The sequence below is a fragment of the Streptomyces sp. CA-142005 genome (assembly GCF_050942335.1).
Classification (GTDB): domain Bacteria; phylum Actinomycetota; class Actinomycetes; order Streptomycetales; family Streptomycetaceae; genus Streptomyces.
Map to the genome: position 1 here is coordinate 7,662,605 of NZ_CP192078.1, position 14,868 is coordinate 7,677,472.

General features: G+C 71.7%; 16 protein-coding genes and 2 pseudogenes. 8 read left to right on the forward strand and 10 right to left on the reverse strand.

What is annotated here, in order from left to right; translation table 11 throughout:
- Window positions 1–41: 41 nt before the first annotated feature.
- Window positions 42–1,184, forward strand: a complete 1,143-nt coding sequence (locus ACQPXS_RS35640) for a PLP-dependent cysteine synthase family protein (RefSeq protein ID WP_433453579.1) — start codon at window positions 42–44, stop codon at window positions 1,182–1,184.
- Entirely contained in the window at window positions 1,181–2,425 is a 1,245-nt protein-coding gene (locus tag ACQPXS_RS35645) for an MDR family MFS transporter (RefSeq protein WP_433453581.1), read from the forward strand. The genes ACQPXS_RS35640 and ACQPXS_RS35645 overlap by 4 nt, the downstream gene beginning before the upstream one ends.
- Before the next feature lie 68 nt (window positions 2,426–2,493).
- On the opposite strand, the gene ACQPXS_RS35650 is transcribed toward ACQPXS_RS35645, so the two are convergent.
- The 3 genes from ACQPXS_RS35650 to ACQPXS_RS35660 form a co-directional block, all read right to left on the reverse strand.
- Window positions 2,494–3,513 carry a chitinase gene (locus ACQPXS_RS35650; protein WP_433453583.1) on the reverse strand — a complete coding sequence of 340 codons (1,020 nt, stop codon included), beginning with the start codon at window positions 3,511–3,513 and terminating at the stop codon, window positions 2,494–2,496.
- Between the two features lie 116 nt (window positions 3,514–3,629).
- Window positions 3,630–4,343, reverse strand: coding sequence for a hypothetical protein (locus ACQPXS_RS35655; protein WP_433453584.1), 714 nt, complete (start codon window positions 4,341–4,343; stop codon window positions 3,630–3,632).
- Window positions 4,340–4,816, reverse strand: a complete 477-nt coding sequence (locus ACQPXS_RS35660; protein ID WP_433453586.1) for a GNAT family N-acetyltransferase — start codon at window positions 4,814–4,816, stop codon at window positions 4,340–4,342. Before ACQPXS_RS35660 ends, ACQPXS_RS35655 begins: the two co-directional genes overlap by 4 nt.
- A gap of 173 nt (window positions 4,817–4,989) precedes the next feature.
- Between ACQPXS_RS35660 and ACQPXS_RS35665 the strand changes: the two are divergent.
- A pseudogene (locus ACQPXS_RS35665) lies at window positions 4,990–5,172 on the forward strand (hypothetical protein); the annotation flags it as partial.
- 101 nt (window positions 5,173–5,273) lie between these two features.
- Window positions 5,274–5,618 (forward strand): hypothetical protein, encoded by a 345-nt coding sequence (locus tag ACQPXS_RS35670; RefSeq protein ID WP_433456279.1) that lies wholly within the window; start codon window positions 5,274–5,276, stop codon window positions 5,616–5,618.
- Between the two features lie 116 nt (window positions 5,619–5,734).
- On the opposite strand, the gene ACQPXS_RS35675 is transcribed toward ACQPXS_RS35670, so the two are convergent.
- Window positions 5,735–6,442, reverse strand: coding sequence for a DUF1775 domain-containing protein (locus ACQPXS_RS35675; protein WP_433453588.1), 708 nt, complete (start codon window positions 6,440–6,442; stop codon window positions 5,735–5,737).
- Window positions 6,443–6,520: 78 nt separating this feature from the next.
- Complete coding sequence (locus tag ACQPXS_RS35680; RefSeq protein WP_433453589.1) at window positions 6,521–7,180, reverse strand: hypothetical protein; 660 nt, start codon at window positions 7,178–7,180, stop codon at window positions 6,521–6,523.
- Between the two features lie 276 nt (window positions 7,181–7,456).
- Here ACQPXS_RS35680 and ACQPXS_RS35685 point away from each other — a divergent pair, with 276 nt between their 5' ends.
- Both ACQPXS_RS35685 and ACQPXS_RS35690 read left to right on the forward strand, forming a co-directional pair.
- The gene (locus ACQPXS_RS35685; protein ID WP_433453591.1) at window positions 7,457–8,380 is read left to right on the forward strand and encodes a permease; all 924 of its coding nucleotides are present in this window, start codon (window positions 7,457–7,459) and stop codon (window positions 8,378–8,380) included.
- Window positions 8,377–9,108 (forward strand): annotated as a pseudogene (locus ACQPXS_RS35690) (TIGR03943 family putative permease subunit); the annotation flags it as partial. The gene ACQPXS_RS35685 and the pseudogene ACQPXS_RS35690, both read left to right, overlap by 4 nt.
- 3 nt (window positions 9,109–9,111) lie before the next feature.
- Here the strand turns inward: ACQPXS_RS35690 and ACQPXS_RS35695 are convergent.
- The gene (locus ACQPXS_RS35695; RefSeq protein WP_433453593.1) at window positions 9,112–9,507 is read right to left on the reverse strand and encodes an ArsR/SmtB family transcription factor; all 396 of its coding nucleotides are present in this window, start codon (window positions 9,505–9,507) and stop codon (window positions 9,112–9,114) included.
- A gap of 115 nt (window positions 9,508–9,622) precedes the next feature.
- Between ACQPXS_RS35695 and ACQPXS_RS35700 the strand changes: the two genes are divergently transcribed.
- Window positions 9,623–11,596 carry a heavy metal translocating P-type ATPase gene (locus tag ACQPXS_RS35700; protein WP_433453594.1) on the forward strand — a complete coding sequence of 658 codons (1,974 nt, stop codon included), beginning with the start codon at window positions 9,623–9,625 and terminating at the stop codon, window positions 11,594–11,596.
- Entirely contained in the window at window positions 11,593–12,000 is a 408-nt protein-coding gene (locus ACQPXS_RS35705; protein ID WP_433453596.1) for a (2Fe-2S) ferredoxin domain-containing protein, read from the forward strand. Before ACQPXS_RS35700 ends, ACQPXS_RS35705 begins: the two co-directional genes overlap by 4 nt.
- A gap of 157 nt (window positions 12,001–12,157) precedes the next feature.
- On the opposite strand, the gene chrA is transcribed toward ACQPXS_RS35705, so the two are convergent.
- From chrA to ACQPXS_RS35725, 4 genes are read right to left on the reverse strand one after another with little or no spacing between them, the layout of a single operon-like run.
- Entirely contained in the window at window positions 12,158–13,390 is a 1,233-nt protein-coding gene (chrA, locus tag ACQPXS_RS35710) for a chromate efflux transporter (RefSeq protein WP_433453597.1), read from the reverse strand.
- Between the two features lie 41 nt (window positions 13,391–13,431).
- Complete coding sequence (locus ACQPXS_RS35715) at window positions 13,432–13,809, reverse strand: hypothetical protein (protein ID WP_433453599.1); 378 nt, start codon at window positions 13,807–13,809, stop codon at window positions 13,432–13,434.
- Window positions 13,810–13,865: 56 nt separating this feature from the next.
- Window positions 13,866–14,297 (reverse strand): chromate resistance protein ChrB domain-containing protein, encoded by a 432-nt coding sequence (locus ACQPXS_RS35720; RefSeq protein ID WP_433453601.1) that lies wholly within the window; start codon window positions 14,295–14,297, stop codon window positions 13,866–13,868.
- Window positions 14,294–14,821, reverse strand: a complete 528-nt coding sequence (locus tag ACQPXS_RS35725; protein ID WP_433453603.1) for a Chromate resistance protein ChrB — start codon at window positions 14,819–14,821, stop codon at window positions 14,294–14,296. The genes ACQPXS_RS35720 and ACQPXS_RS35725 overlap by 4 nt, the downstream gene beginning before the upstream one ends.
- Window positions 14,822–14,868: the final 47 nt, after the last annotated feature.

The window sequence follows — 14,868 nt, forward strand, 5'->3', positions numbered from 1 at the left end:
CCCGTGCTTGCCACGCTCGGGCGCGAAGGAGCCGTACAGCCATGCACGTTTCCCTGCTCGAACACCTCGAACCTCTCGGAGCCCACAGGCCCTCCGGCACCGTGGCCCGCCGTCCCGCCCAACTCGTCGGCAATACCCCGGTCCTGTGGATCGACGAACCCTTCGCCCCATTCGGCCGGGGTTTCTACGCCAAGCTGGAGGGCACCAACCCCGGCGGTATCAAGGACCGCCCGGGGCTGCACATGGTCCGCGAGGCCCGTCGGCGCGGTGCCCTCGCCCCCGGTGCGCCGATCGTCGAGTCCTCCAGCGGCACCCTCGGCCTGGGGCTCGCCCTGGCCGGACTGACATACGGCCATGCGGTCACCGTCGTCACCGACCCCGGCACGGAGCCCGCCATCGTCCGTCTGCTCACCGCACTGGGAGCGGACGTCGACCAGGTCCCCCGGCCGCACCCGAAGGGCGGCTGGCAGCAGGCCCGCCGCGAACGCGTCGCCGAACTCCTGGCCCGTACCCCGGGCGCGTACTGCCCGGACCAGTACCACAACCCTGACAACGTTGCCGCCTACCGCCCGCTGGCCGCCGAGCTCATCGCCCAACTCGACCGTATCGACGTTCTGGTCGCGGCCGTGGGTACCGGCGGCCACTCGGCCGGCATCACGGCGGGACTGCGCGAGCACTGCCCCGGGGTGCGGTTGATCGGGGTGGACTCGGTCGGCTCGACCATCTTCGGCCAGCCCGCCACGCCCCGTCTGATGCGCGGGCTGGGCTCCAGCATCCACCCGTCCAACGTCGACTACGACGCCTTCACCGAGGTCCACTGGGTCGCCCCGACCGAGGCGGTGTGGGCCTGCCGGCAGCTGGCCCGCCGCCACTACACCTCCGGCGGCTGGAGCGTCGGCGCGGTCGCCCTGGTCGCCGGCTGGGCAGCGCGGACGTACCCGCTCGGCACCCGGATCGCCGCGATCTTCCCCGACGGGCCGCACCGCTACCTGGAAACCGTTTACAACGACGCCTGGTGCGACGAGCACGGCCTCCTCGGGCCACAGGCGCCTCGGGAGCCCGACGAGATCGCCGCACCCGACGAGTGCGTGGTGACCAGTTGGACCCGGTGCAGCCAGGTCCGCGACCCGCTCGGACGGGACCGACGCGACCGGGCGGACGCGAAGGAAGGTGCCGTCCGATGAGGGGATTTCCGGCCCAACTGGCCTCCTTCGACCGGCCGGCGCGGCTGCTGATGGTCAACCAGTTCGCCATCAACCTCGGCTTCTACATGCTGATGCCGTACCTCGCCGACCACCTCGCCCACGGCCTGGGTCTGGCCGCCTGGACGGTCGGCCTGGTGCTCGGCGTGCGCAACCTGTCCCAGCAGGGCATGTTCCTCGTCGGCGGGACCCTCGCCGACCGCTACGGCTGCAAGCCGATGATCCTGACCGGTTGCGTCCTGCGAACGTTCGCCTTCGGGCTGCTCGCGGTGGCCGCCAGCCTTCCCGCGCTGGTCGTGGCCTCGGCGCTGACCGGACTCGCGGGGGCGCTGTTCAACCCGGCGGTTCGTGCCTATCTCGCCGCCGACGCCGGCGAGGAGCGGAGAGTGGAAGCCTTCGCGGCCTTCAACGTCTTCTACCAGGCGGGCATCCTCGTCGGCCCGCTCGCCGGACTCGCCCTGCTGACCTGGGATTTCAGTGCGGTCTGTGCGGTCGCGGCGCTCATCTTCGGCGCCCTGGCCGTTCTTCAGACCCGAGCGCTCCCGGCCCGACCGCCGGTCGACCGGGGCGCCGAGTCGGCCTGGCGTGCGGTTGCCGCCGACTGGCGCACCGTCGCCGCCAACCGGCCCTTCCTCCTCTTCGCCGCCGCGATGACCGGTTCGTACGTCCTGGCCTTCCAGGTCTATCTGGCCCTTCCGCTGCGCGCCCGTGAACTCTTCGGCGAGCAGACCGGGTTGGTGACCGGCGCGGTCTTCGCGGTGTCGGCGCTGGCCGCGCTGTCCGGGCAGCTGAAGCTGACGGCGTGGGCGAAACGGACCCTCCCCGGGCCGCGTGCCATCGTGTGCGGGCTGGCGGTGATGGGGGCGTCCTTCCTGCCGCTGCTGCCCGGCGAGCCGGGTGCGGTGACCGGAGTGCTCGCCCTCGCCCTGTGCGCGGCTCTGCTGGCCTGGGGCGGGGCGCTGCTCTACCCGTTCGAGATGGACACCGTGGTCCGGCTGTCCGGGGACCGGCTGGTGGCGACGTACTACGGCGCCTACAACACGGCCTCCGGCATCGCCATCTCGCTCGGCAACCTGGCCGTCGGAGCGCTCTTCGACACGGGCGTGCGGTGGCTGCCGTGGGCGGCGCTGGCGGGCACCGGCCTCGCGTGCGCGGGGCTGGTGGCACGGCTGCACCGGGCGGGGCACCTCACATCGCCACGGCCGGTTGCCCTGGCGAGCTGAGGAGGCAGCTTGGGATGGGCCGTCGGCGCGGGATCCGAGACCGTGCCGACGGCCCACCCTTGTGCTGCTCAGCCCGCCAGCGCCTTCGCGAAGGCGCCGTCCTGCTGGCTGACTCCGCTGCACTCGCTGGTCGCCGCACCGGATGAGGAGCCGCTGTCACACTGCTGGTCCCGGAAGGTCGCCCACATCGAGACCCAGGCCAGGTCTTTCCCGGTGCCCAGTGTCCTCACCTTGGCGGCATCGGCCAGGGTGAAGGTCTCGCCTTCGACGTCGTTGTCCCCGATCATCACCGTCACGGCGAGGCCCCGCCACGCGCCCGCCGCGGTCAGCCCGAAGACGTCGGTCAGCTGGTCATGGGCGGCCTTGGCCGCGGCCAAGGCGTAGTCACCCATGTCGCCGGTGTACGAAGTGCCGTAGGTCATCGCCATGATGTTGACAGTGGAGACCATCACCCCGTTGTCGTTCGCGGAGTCGAGCACGGCGACCGCGTCGTCGGTCAGACCGGTGGGCATGGCGGGCAGAGTGAAGGACACCTTCAGCTTGGGCCGCTGCTTCTGCAGCAGCGCGATCGACTTGGAACGCAGGTCGATCGAGGCGGTGTCGGTGAGGGCGGTGCCCTCGATGTCGAAGTCGGCCTGGGTGGACCCCGCGGCGTCCAGCGCGGCCCCGTACGCCTTCGCAAGGTCCGCGACACTGTCGCAGGTTGGGGCCAGTTCCGTGCCGGTGGCCCCGCCGAACGAGACGCGTACCGAGGCGCCCGAGTCCTTCAGCGCCGAGATCCTCGACCTCACCGCCTGGTTGCCGATGGCGTAGTCGCCGTTCCACTTCGGCGTGCAGCCGCTGCCACTGGAGAGCACGAAGGCCAGGTTGTACGTCGAAGGGGAGCCGTCGTCGTCGAGACCCGAGGCCGTGATGGCGCTGACGTACGGCTGGAAGCCGGTCGACAGCTGCTGTGGCGAGGCCGCTGCCTGCGAGCTTCCGTCCGCCCCCGAGTCGGAGGACCCGCCACCTCCCGACGACGAGCAGCCCGCGCAGGCGAGAGCCACCAGGCAGACGAGCCCGGCGACCGGCTTGAGGAGACTCCGCATGATGGGTGCACCCGCTCTCGTGAGAAGTTCGCGGCGGCGAAGACCCGGGGATCTCGGCCACCGGACATTGATGGCACGCGCGGCTGTGAGGAACGGACAGCGCACGCACAGGGATCTCACGAGGGACGGGGCGGGTACGGCCCGCACGCAGGCGTTCGGCAGCCATGACCGCGCCCGGCGCGCGATGCCGCGGCGAAAACTCTCAGGCACCTCACATGTCGCGGACGCGATCGCCGCGTCGGCGTGACTACGAGCCCGGGTCGTCGGCTGGCGAAGGCGGGTCGGCCCGGGGACCGGCGTAAGGCTTCGACGGATAACCGGTGTCGAAGTGCATGTAGTCCGCCACGACGATGTCCTGCCAGATCCAGCCCTCGTCGACGAATCTGGTTGGCCCGGCGGCAGTTGTAGGTGGCGGTGTTGTCGGCGGCGAGACTCGCCGTGTTGTCGCCGCCGTACCCCTCCAGGGGCTTCATCTGCCGGATCGGGAACTCCTCGTCGAAGAGCCGGGTGAAGATCCGTACGACGGTCTCGGCGTTGACGACGAGAACCCCGCGGTGGATCTCGAAGCCGTGGTGGTTGACCTCGACGCGGACCAGTTGTTCGCGGGAGGTCACCGGGCAGCCCGAGCGCACCATCCCCGCGTCCTTCATCTTCTGCCACTGCGCAGCGGGGACGGTGCGTACGACCGCGTCCGCCGAAGGGGTTGGCGCCGGGGGCGGAGAAGGGCTTGCGTTCGTGGCCGCGCCGGTGTCCGCGGCGGCCGTGCAGGCCGTGGTGAGGAGGAGTGCCACGAAGGCGAGCGGCAGTCCTCTGCGGGTGGAACGGGTCAAAGCTCTTTTCCTTGGGTAAGCGGGTATGCGTAGGTGGCGAAGAGGTGGCCCTCGGGGGTGCGGGTCTCGCCCGCGTACCGCCAGTCGAGCCGTTCGTAGTAGCGGTCCGCGCCGCCGTCGTCGGCGGCCGTCACGAGGGTGACCTGGGCGCAGTCCTCATCCTCGGCGTCGTCGGTGAAGCGGCGGACGAGTGCCGAGCCGAGGCCGAACGAGCGGGCCCGGTCGACCACGGCGACGTGGGCGAGGACGGCCACGGCGCCGTCCAGGCGGCCGTGCGGGGCTGCTGGGGCCGGGTGTTCCGGGTGCTGTTCGTGCGGTCCCGGCAGCAGCTTGCGGGCGTATCGGCCCAGCCGCGTCCGGGCGAAGTGCAGGGCGAGCACCGGGCGGACGGCGAGCGCCAGGCCGGCGCGCAGGAGCAGAGCGCGGCCGTGGGTGCGTATGACGGGTTCGCGATGCCGGGCCGGATCGATCACGCCGACCAGGAACCCGACCGGCGTACTGCCGCCTACGGGGCGCCTGGCAGGCCGCCGGCATCGCCGAGGCGGCCCTGCTCGCCCTGCTCGCCCTGCTGGTCGGCGCCGGAACGCTGTCCGCGCTCACCCTGCGCCGCTCACTGCGGCTGCGTCACGACCGGGACCGGTACAGGTTGACGGCCGACGCGCAAGCCGGACGGGGTGCGTACGCAGTCGAACGCGAGGAAGGAGGCGCCGAGCCCGCGGTCCGCGTCCTGCCCGATCATGCCCCGGCGGCCTTCTGTATCCCCGGCTCACGCCGCGACTCCCGCATCGTCGTGACCAGCGCGGCCCTGGAGATGCTCTCCGGCGATGAACTCGCCGCCACCCTCGAACACGAGCGAGCCCATCTGCGCCTGCGCCACACCGCTCGATCCTCGCCGCCGACATCCTCACCGCAGCCCTCGGCTGGACAGGGTTGCTGCGCGGATACGCCGACCAGGTACGGCGTCTCGCCGAGATGGCCGCCGACGACCAGGCGGCACATCGGCACGGCAGGCGCGCGGTCGCCAAGGCCCTGCTGGAGATGTCCTCCGCGCCCGGCGTGGGTCCCGGTGCACCTGGCCTGCCCGCCATGACGGGAGCCGACCCCGCCGGGCGCATCCGCCGACTGATCGGCTCGACGCCGCGCCCCGCGAGCCGGTCGCTCTCGGCGCTGATGCTGGTGGCGACGCTGGCGGTGGCGTTGCTGCCGGTGGCGGTGGCCATGGCGCCGGCCGCACTGCTGGCGGACACGGCGCATCCGGTGTCCGCGGGCCATTGAGGGAACTGCGGACGGTGCGGAGCGCTTGGGCCCCGCCACCTCGTACTGCGGGGTGGCGGAGCCCACGGCTCAGCGCGGCATCAACGCCGGCTCACTCCTGCCTCGTCGGTGTCGGCTCAGTCCTGCGTCGCGCCGGCACCGCGACGCCGTACCACGAAGACGGCGGCCGCAGCCACGATGAGGACCGCCGCGACGATCCCGGTCCAGGCACCGGCGGACAGCCCGTCGTCGTCCTTCTCGGTGCCGGCTGCCTGTGGGGTGGATGAGGTCTCGGCGGTCTCCTCGGTCGACGGCGTCGAGGACGCGGAGTCGGCGGGGGAGGAGGAGGCGGCAGCTTCGGCACCCGGTGCTGCGGCCTTGAGCTTGAGGACCGGCGCCGGGTTCTCGCCGCTCTCGTCCAGTTCGATCCAGCGGTCGGTGCGCCCGTCGCTGTAGGACTGGAGCGTCTTGAAGGCCAGCTCCTTCGCGTCGGGGAGCTGCTTGACGACCACCGAGTACTCGGCGTTGACACCGGCCTTCACGGCCGGACCCTTCACGGTATAGCCGTCGTCGGCGGCGGTGAACTTCCAGCCCTCGGGTCCTTCGCCGTACGTGACGCCGGCCGGGTCGATGCCTTCGGGCAGGACGACTCGGATCTCGGTGATGCCGGCGGTGTTGGATTCCGACTCGGCATCGAACTTGATCTCGACGTTCGCGGCGAGGGCCTGCGCCTTGTCCGACTCGACCTCCACATGGGCGGCGGCCGGACCGGCGGCCAGGAGGAGGGCAGTGGCCGTCGCCGTTGTCAGCAGCGTCAGGTGGCGGGCGGTGCTGTGCTGCTTCATGGCAGTGAACATGGGTGTGCTGTCTCCAGGCGTGGCGGAACGCGGGACGGCGGGGCTTCGACTGCCGTCCCGGAAAGGTCAGTTGGCGAGAGCGAGCTCAGCCTGGGGAGGGCCCCGCCGCACCACCACGTCCATGAGTACCGCGCTCTGGGGCGGCGGCCGTTCCAGCCGAGCGAGGGCGACGGCCTCACGCGTACCGGCCTGGGCCGGCACCGGCCGGTCGCCCAGGAGTGAGTGCGCGGTGGCGATCCGCGCCCGGACCGCCTCGACCGCCGTGGTCAGTCCGCGGGCCAGAGTCCAGCAGACGGCGTCTGCGCGGTGCAGCAGTACGGCGACCAGGACGGCGGCCAGCGTGTGCGTCACGGTCATCGCCGTGGAGGCGTGCAGCCGCTCGTGCCAGGCGCTGTGGGAATCGGCCGCGTGATCCATGTGGCCGGGCATGTTCATGGTCATGCCCGGTGAGGCGTCGGCGTGTTCCCTCATGAGCCACACGTGCAGCCCCGCCTGCGCGGCGCTGCACGTCGCCACCACGGCGGTCAGTGAGCGCGGCCGCCGGGTACCGGCGAGTCCGACGCCGAAGAGGACCGCTGCCGCCGCCGCGCACTGACGCCACGGCACGGGTCCGCCGTCGACCAGGTGATGGGCGCTGGCCCCCAGTACCGTCCCGACCACCGCGAACGCCGCCGCCCGGAAGGCGGGCAGGGGCACGTGGTGCGTCGTCGTACGGATCTGGTTCATGGCCTGCCCATCATCAGGCATGACCCGGGCCGACCGGAGGCCGGATCCCTAAAGAGACGCCTCGTCCGGATTCCCGTCATCCGATCGGGGCGGCGTGTGGGCGCGGTGCGGGGCACCCCTCTCGCTTATCTTCGGCCTCGACATCCGACATCCGACATCCGGAGTAAAAATCCAAAAGCGGATGAAATGCTCAATGTGGGGGGTGTAGCGGCGGCCTCACCCGCCGCACCACCTGTGCGACGGGCCGTCCCGTGGTCGTGGGTCGCAGGTGCTGCCATGGCCGCCGGACTGGCGTCCACTCTTGTGCTCACCGGCACCCAGTGGCTCGGCAGCCCCGCTGTTTCGGCCTGGCGCACGGTCTGCCTGGCCATCACCGTCCAGGCGCTGCCGTTCCTCCTGCTCGGCACGGTGCTGTCCGGAGCGATCAACGCCTTCGTGCCCGCGGACCTGTTCACCAAGGTCCTGCCCAGACGCCCGGCGCTCGCCGTCCCGGTGGCCGGTGCCGCCGGGGTCGTCCTGCCCGGCTGCGAATGCGCATCCGTCCCCGTCGCGAACAGCCTGGTCCGCCGCGGCGTCACCCCGGCCGCGGCCTTCGCCTTCCTCCTCTCGGCGCCCGCGATCAACCCCGTCGTGCTCACCGCCACGGCGGTTGCCTTCCCCGGCCGCCCGGCCATGGTCGCGGCCCGCCTGCTCGCCTCGCTCGCCACCGCCGCCGTCATGGGCTGGCTGTGGCTCTGGCTGGGGCGAGAGGAGTGGCTGCGGCCCGCCGCCCGCCACACCGGCCACCAGCCGGGTCACCACCGCTGGACGGAGTTCCGCCGCGGCTTCCAGCACGACTTCCTGCACGCGGGCGGCTTCCTGGTGCTGGGCGCGATGGCGGCGGCCACCTTCAACGTGACCGTGCCCCGTTCCGTCCTCGACACCTTCTCCGGCTCACCCTGGCTGTCCGTCCTCTTCCTGACGGCGCTCGCCGTGCTGCTCGCGGTCTGCTCGGAGGCCGACGCCTTCGTCGCCGCCTCCCTCACCGGCTTCTCGCCCACGGCCCGGCTGGCCTTCCTGGTGGTCGGCCCGATGGTCGACCTGAAACTGATCGTCCTCCAGGCCGGTACCTTCGGCCGGGCGTTCGCACTCCGCTTCTCCACCGCGACCACGGTCGTGGCCGTGGTCACCAGCGTTCTGATCGGAGGCGCACTGCTGTGAAGCGCCCGGTCCAAGTCGTCCTGCTGGCCCTGACCGGCCTGGGTCTGCTGCACGCCGCCCTCTTCACCGACCTCTACCTGCGCTACGTCAAGGAGGGCCTGCGCCCGCCGCTGATCGCATCCGGCGTGATCCTGCTGCTGCTCGGCCTGACGGGCGCGGCCCTCGACAGGAACGACCAGGACCACGACCACGAAACCGCGCACGGACACGACCACTCCACAGCCCCGCGCATCGCCTGGCTGCTGTTCCTCCCCGCGCTCAGCCTCCTCCTCTATGCTCCACCCGCGCTCGGCGCCTATTCGGCCTCGCGTGCCACCGAGAAGGCGGTGAAGAAGGAGAAGCGGTTCGACCCGTTGCCCGTGACGACCTCGCCGCTGCCGATGACGCTCAGCGAATTCACCGCCCGGGTCCAGCAGGACCGGGAGTTGAGCATCAAGGGCCGTACCGTCCGGATGACCGGCTTCGTCACCCCGGCAGGCCAGGGCGGCCGCTGGTACCTGACCCGGATCATCTTCACCTGCTGCGCGGCGGACGCCCAGACGGTGAAGGTCCTGATGTACGGCAGCGACGCCCTCCCCGCGAACATCTGGGTGGCCGTCACCGGAAGCTGGCATCCCCAGGGCGGACTCGGTACGAAGTCCGCGGCGGCAGCCCTCGACGTGCGCCGCGCCGAGCAGGTCTCTCAACCGGTCAACGCCTATACGGACGACCTGCCGCTCACGCCTTCCTGGCTAGATGTGCTGTTCGGGCAGGTTGGTGACGGTGCCGGCGGCGTCGCTCATGCCGAGGCGGAGGTGCTCGATGTGGTAGATCGCCTGGTCGAGAAGTTCCGCGACGTGGTTGTCGTAGAGCGAGTACACCACCGAGCGGCCCTTGCGGGTGCCGACCACCAGGCCGAGATTGCGCAGCAGGCGCAACTGGTGGGAGCAGGCGGACTGCTCCATTCCGACCTCGGCGGCCAGCTCCGTCGCGGGCAGGGGGCCTTCGCGCAGTCGGGCAAGGATGAGCAGCCGTGACGGAGTCGCCAGAGCCTGGAGGGTGGTGGCGACCTTGGCGGCGCTGGCGGCGTCCAGGCGCCCGCGCGGAACGCCTTCTGCTTCTGCTGACGGTGCGGCTCCATGACCCATGGGCTCATGGTATCGGCACTTTCCATGAATGCATGAATGACTCTTCATTCTTTCCTGCTACGGTGGTGTGGTCGGACTGCGTTCCGTCCCGCTACTGATGAAGGACCCCACGTCGATGTCATCCACGCTCACCCGCCCGGCGCCGCCCGGCGTTGCCCGTGACGCGGTGGCACCCCGCCGCCGCACCCGGATCCTTGCCCTGTCCGAGGCCCGATGGGCCACGGCGGCCCTGGTGCTGTTCCTGATCGCCCTGCCGCTGTACCTGACGGGCGCCCCGGCCTGGTCGTGGGGCCCGCTGTTCGCGCTCACCTACGCCACCGGCGGCTGGGAGCCGGGCTGGGCCGGGCTCCAGGCCCTGCGGGAGAAGACTCTGGACGTGGACCTGCTGATGGTGGTCGCCGCGCTCGGGGCGGCGGCGATCGGGCAGGTCCTGGACGGCGCCCTGCTGATCGTCATCTTCGCCACCTCCGGCGCGCTGGAGGCGATCGCCACCGCCCGCACCGCCGACTCCGTGCGCGGCCTGCTCGACCTCGCTCCCACCACGGCCACCCGCGTCAGTGATGACGGCGGGGAGGAGACGGTGCCGACCGAGCAGCTGCGCGTGGGCGACACGGTCCTGGTGCGGCCCGGCGAGCGCATCGGCGCCGATGGCCGGGTGCTGGACGGGGCCAGCGAGGTGGACCAGGCGACCATCACCGGTGAGCCGTTGCCGGTGGCGAAGGAGGCCGGGGACGAGGTGTTCGCCGGGACCCTGAACGGCACCGGCGCGCTGCGGGTGAAGGTCGAGCGCGACCCGTCCGACTCGGTGATCGCCCGGATCGTGGCCATGGTCGAGGAAGCCTCCGAGACCAAGGCCCCGACCCAGCTGTTCATCGAGAAGGTCGAGCAGCGGTACTCGATCGGGATGGTCGCCGCCACCGTCGCGCTGTTCGTCCTGCCGCTGCTCTTCGGCGCGGCGTTGCAGCCGACGCTGCTGCGGGCGATGACCTTCATGATCGTCGCCTCGCCGTGCGCGGTGGTGCTGGCGACCATGCCACCGTTGCTGTCCGCGATCGCCAACGCCGGACGCCACGGCGTACTGGTGAAGTCGGCCGTGGTCATGGAGCGCCTGGGCCAGATCGACGCGGTGGCGCTGGACAAGACCGGCACACTGACCGAGGGCACCCCGCGCGTCACCGACGTCCGCCCGCTCGCGGGCTCCGGCCTCACCGGCGACGAACTGCTGCGGCTCGCGGCGGCGGCCGAGCACCCCAGCGAGCACCCGCTGGCCCGCGCGATCGTGGACGCCGCCCGCACCCGCGAGCTGGACATCCCCGTGGTGGAGGACTTCGCCTCCGCGCCCGGCACGGGCGTCACCGCGACCGTCACCGGCCGGAAGATCGCCGTCGGCAGCCCCGCTCGGCTCCTGGACGGCAGCACCTACCCGGCCGCCGCGGTCGCCGCCGGCCTGGAGGAGGAGGGCCGCACCGCCGTGCTGGTCACGGCCGACGGCACCCCGGTGGGCGTGCTGGGCATCGCCGACCGGCTGCGCGAGGAGGCCGCCGGCACGGTCGCCGCTCTGGGCGAGCTGACCGGCACCGCCCTGGTGCTCGTCACCGGTGACAACCCGCGCGCGGCGGCCCGGCTCGCCACCGAGGTCGGCATCACCGACGTCCGCGCGGGCCTGCTCCCGCAGGACAAGGTCACCGCCGTGCAGGAGTGGGAGCAGGCGGGCCGGAAGGTCCTGGTGGTCGGTGACGGCGTCAACGACGCGCCCGCGCTGGCCGCCGCCCACACCGGTATCGCCATGGGCCGGGCCGGATCCGATCTCGCCCTGGAGACCGCCGACGCGGTCGTCGTCCGCGACGAGCTGGCCACCATCCCCACCGTCGTACGCCTCTCCCGGCAGGCCCGCCGTCTGGTGGTGCAGAACCTGGTGATCGCCGGTGTGTTCATCACCGGCCTGGTCATCTGGGACCTGGTCGGCACGCTGCCGCTGCCGCTCGGCGTCGCCGGGCACGAGGGCTCCACCGTGATCGTCGGCCTCAACGGCCTGCGGCTGCTGGCCGACGGAGCCTGGCGCCGCGCCCGCACCGGGACCGGCCGGTGAGCCGCCGTACCCGCAAAGCCGCCCCCGCCTCGGCAGGGCCGGCCCGGTGCACGGTCACCGTTTGCCGCGGCTGCTGCTGCGGCACGCCGAAGATCCCCGGCCTGGACCACGCCGGACAACTCTCCCGGCTACGCCAGGCACTCGCCGACAACGCCCAGGTGAGGGTGACCGGCTGCCTGGACGCGTGCGAGCACGCCAACGTCATCGTCGTCCAGCCCACCGCCGAAGGACGGGTGGCAGGCGGGCGGCCGGTGTGGCTGGGCCTGGTCAACGACCCCGACGCCGCCGACGACATCGCCGCATGGATCGCCGCCGGCGGCCCCGGCCTCGCCGACCCGCCCGGCGTCCTCGACCTGTACGAGTTCACCCCCTCCCGCCGCATCCGTCAGGCCGTCGAGGACTGAACCGCTCGGGCTCCGGTGCCGCACCGCCGGATTCCACGTGGCTGCACGCACGAGTGACCTGGTGCGTGCAGCTGTCCGCGGCCCATGCGGGCAGCTGTCGCTACCAGTGCTGATTCTTGCTGTCGTCGTGTTTCACCAGGCGAATGCCGGGGGCTGGTCAGTGCAGCAGCAGGCCGAGGATCCCTGCTGCACCGACGACGTACGGCTCCGGGATCTTGAAGCGCCACAGCAGGGCGAGGGTGACCACGGCTATTGCGGTGGTGGGGATGTCGGTGACGGCCTGGCGGGTCAGGACGACCACCGCGCCGCACAGGGCGCCGCCCGCGGCGGCGGTGGCGCCCGTGACGAATGCCTTGAGCTGGAGGTTGTCGCGGTGGCGGATGAACCAGCGGCCGGGGACGACGACGCCCAAGTAGATGGGGATGAAGATGGCGACGGTGGCGACCAGCGCGCCGGTGGCGCCGCCGACGAGGTAGCCGATGAAGCCGGCGGTGATCACGACCGGGCCCGGGGTGATCAGTCCCATCGCCACGGCGTCCAGGAACTGTGCCTGGGTGAGCCAGTGGTGCTGGGTGACGACGCCGTCGCGCAGCAGGGGGACGATGGCCAGGCCGGAGCCGAAGACCAGGGCGCCGGTCTTGAGGAAGAACAGGCCGAGGGAGGCGAGCGTTCCGCCGGTGGCGAGGGCGCCGAGGGCGGTGGAGGCCAGGGGCCAGGCGGCGATGCCGTACGTGGAGGTGCCCTTGCCGGGAGACGGGGTGCGTCGGCGTGGCAGGCGCAGGCGGGGGCGGGCGTCGAGGGTGATCATCAGCAGGCCGGCGCCGACGATGAGGTAGATAGGTTCCCTGCCGGTGAGTGCGGTGACCGCGAACACCACGGTGCTGATGGCCCAGGCCCGCCAGTCCTTGCCGTCGGTGAGGCGGACCAGCTTGTAGGCGGCGATGGAGATGATCGCCATGACGGCCGGGGCGATGCCGTAGAAGAGGGCTTGCACCACGCTCAGGCCCGCGTAGTGGGCGTAGACGGCGGCTACGCCGGTGACCATGAGGAACGACGGCGCGATGAACGCGAGCGCGGTCGCGGCCGCTCCGAGTGCGCCTCGTCTGAGGTAGCCGACCCACATGGCGACCTGCGCGGCCAGCGGGCCGGGCATGGTCTGTCCGAGGGCGACGCCGCCCAGGAACTCCTGTTTGGCGATCCAGCCGCGCTTCTCCACCAGGTCGCGCTGCATGTAGCCGACGACGGCGATGGGCCCGCCGAAGCCCAGGGTGCCCAGACGCAGGAAGTACCGCAGCACGGCGGCGAAGCCCGGGCCGTCAGGTGCCGTGGCCGGTGCGGGGGTCTCGGTGGCGCCTGCGCTGCCGGGCGTCGGAGAGTGCTCGGAACTCACACGAGCACTGTAACCATGGTTTCACTTTTCCATCAATGGCGTCAGATGGTGATGACGTTGACCGCCAGGGAGACGAGGGTGGCGAGCGCGCGGGTCTGGGCGTAGCGGCGCGGGTCTGCCGGTGGGCGGATGTCGGCGTAGAGGCTGAGGAAGACGTACGTGAGGACGGGGGCGGCCCAGTCGTTGGCGGAGAATCCCGGCAGGCCGTCCGTGTTCAGCTGCGTCATGTTCGCGGAGATCCGCCACAGGTAGACGGAAGCCGCGGACAGCACCGCCACCGCGGCCATGTCGGGCCATGCGGCACGGGGAAGCCGCCAGGCCGCCACGGCGAGTGCGAGAACGCCGGTGATGGCGGCGGTCAGCGCGATGTGGGCGGTGCTGAAGATTTCCGGCGAGGAAGAAGCGACGACGAGGGTCATGGAGTAGTCCCGGATGACTCGTGCGGACTCGAACGGGTTCAGGACGGCAGACGCCTTCAGGACGGCGGGCGGCCTATCAGCATGGCCCGGTGGTGGTACTCGTACAGGCCGTCGAAGAGCGGGCCGGTCAGCTCCAGGACGCGTACGTCGTCGCAGATCATGGACAGGCCGCGCAGGATGACGTCCACGCCGGGGGCCTCGGGGGCGTCGTAGCGTTCGTCGTCGAGGTCGGCCTCGTGGACGATCTCGGCGATCTTCCACAGCACCGGGTCGGTCAGGTCGTAGCGGCGCAGGATCGTCTCGAAGGAGCAGTCGCCGCCGTGGTGGCCGAGGTCCACGCCGCGCATGTCGAAGGGAGTCGCGTCCTCGGGGACGTCGGCGGGGTCGGTGACGAAGACGAACTCCGCTTTCTTGTCGATGTGGTGGCGGATGAGCCAGGCGCAGGCGGCCCGGTCGATGTGGATCCCGGCACGGGTGGCCCACTTCATGCGTTCTCCGGGTGGCTCGCGGTCTGCGGCGCGGCTTTGCCGGCGGTGCCGCCGGGCTTGTCCGCGAGGGCCTGGACGGCTGCGTGGGCGCGGTCGCGTTCGAGGGGCGGGAAGAAGTCGCGGCGGTCGATGCGGCGCAGTTCGGCGCGCAGCCGCCGTACGACCGGTGCGGCCCCTGCCGTGCCGGTGGCCTGGGTCGCCTGGTCGATGACGGCCTGGTACTCGGCGGCGCGGGCGGCGGCCATGGTGGTGGCCAGTTCGCGTTCCTGGGCGTGGGTCGCGGGTCGGGCGATCCAGATGGAGGCTGTGCCGCCGGCCTCGATCGCCTCGTCGGCGATCCACTCCAGCTGTTCGCGGGTGCGGGCGTCGGAGGGCAGGGCGACCAGGCCGTCGGAGATCTGGGCGACGCCGAGGCGCTTGAGCTTGCGCCACAGGGCGATGCGGGGTGTGGAGGGTTCGCGGGGAATCCGGTAGGAGAGCAGGACCCATTCACCAGGGTCGCGGGTCGGCCGGTCAGTGGTCATGGCGTGTGCCTGTTCCCGTAGCGGACGTTGTCCGGTCCATCGGCGCT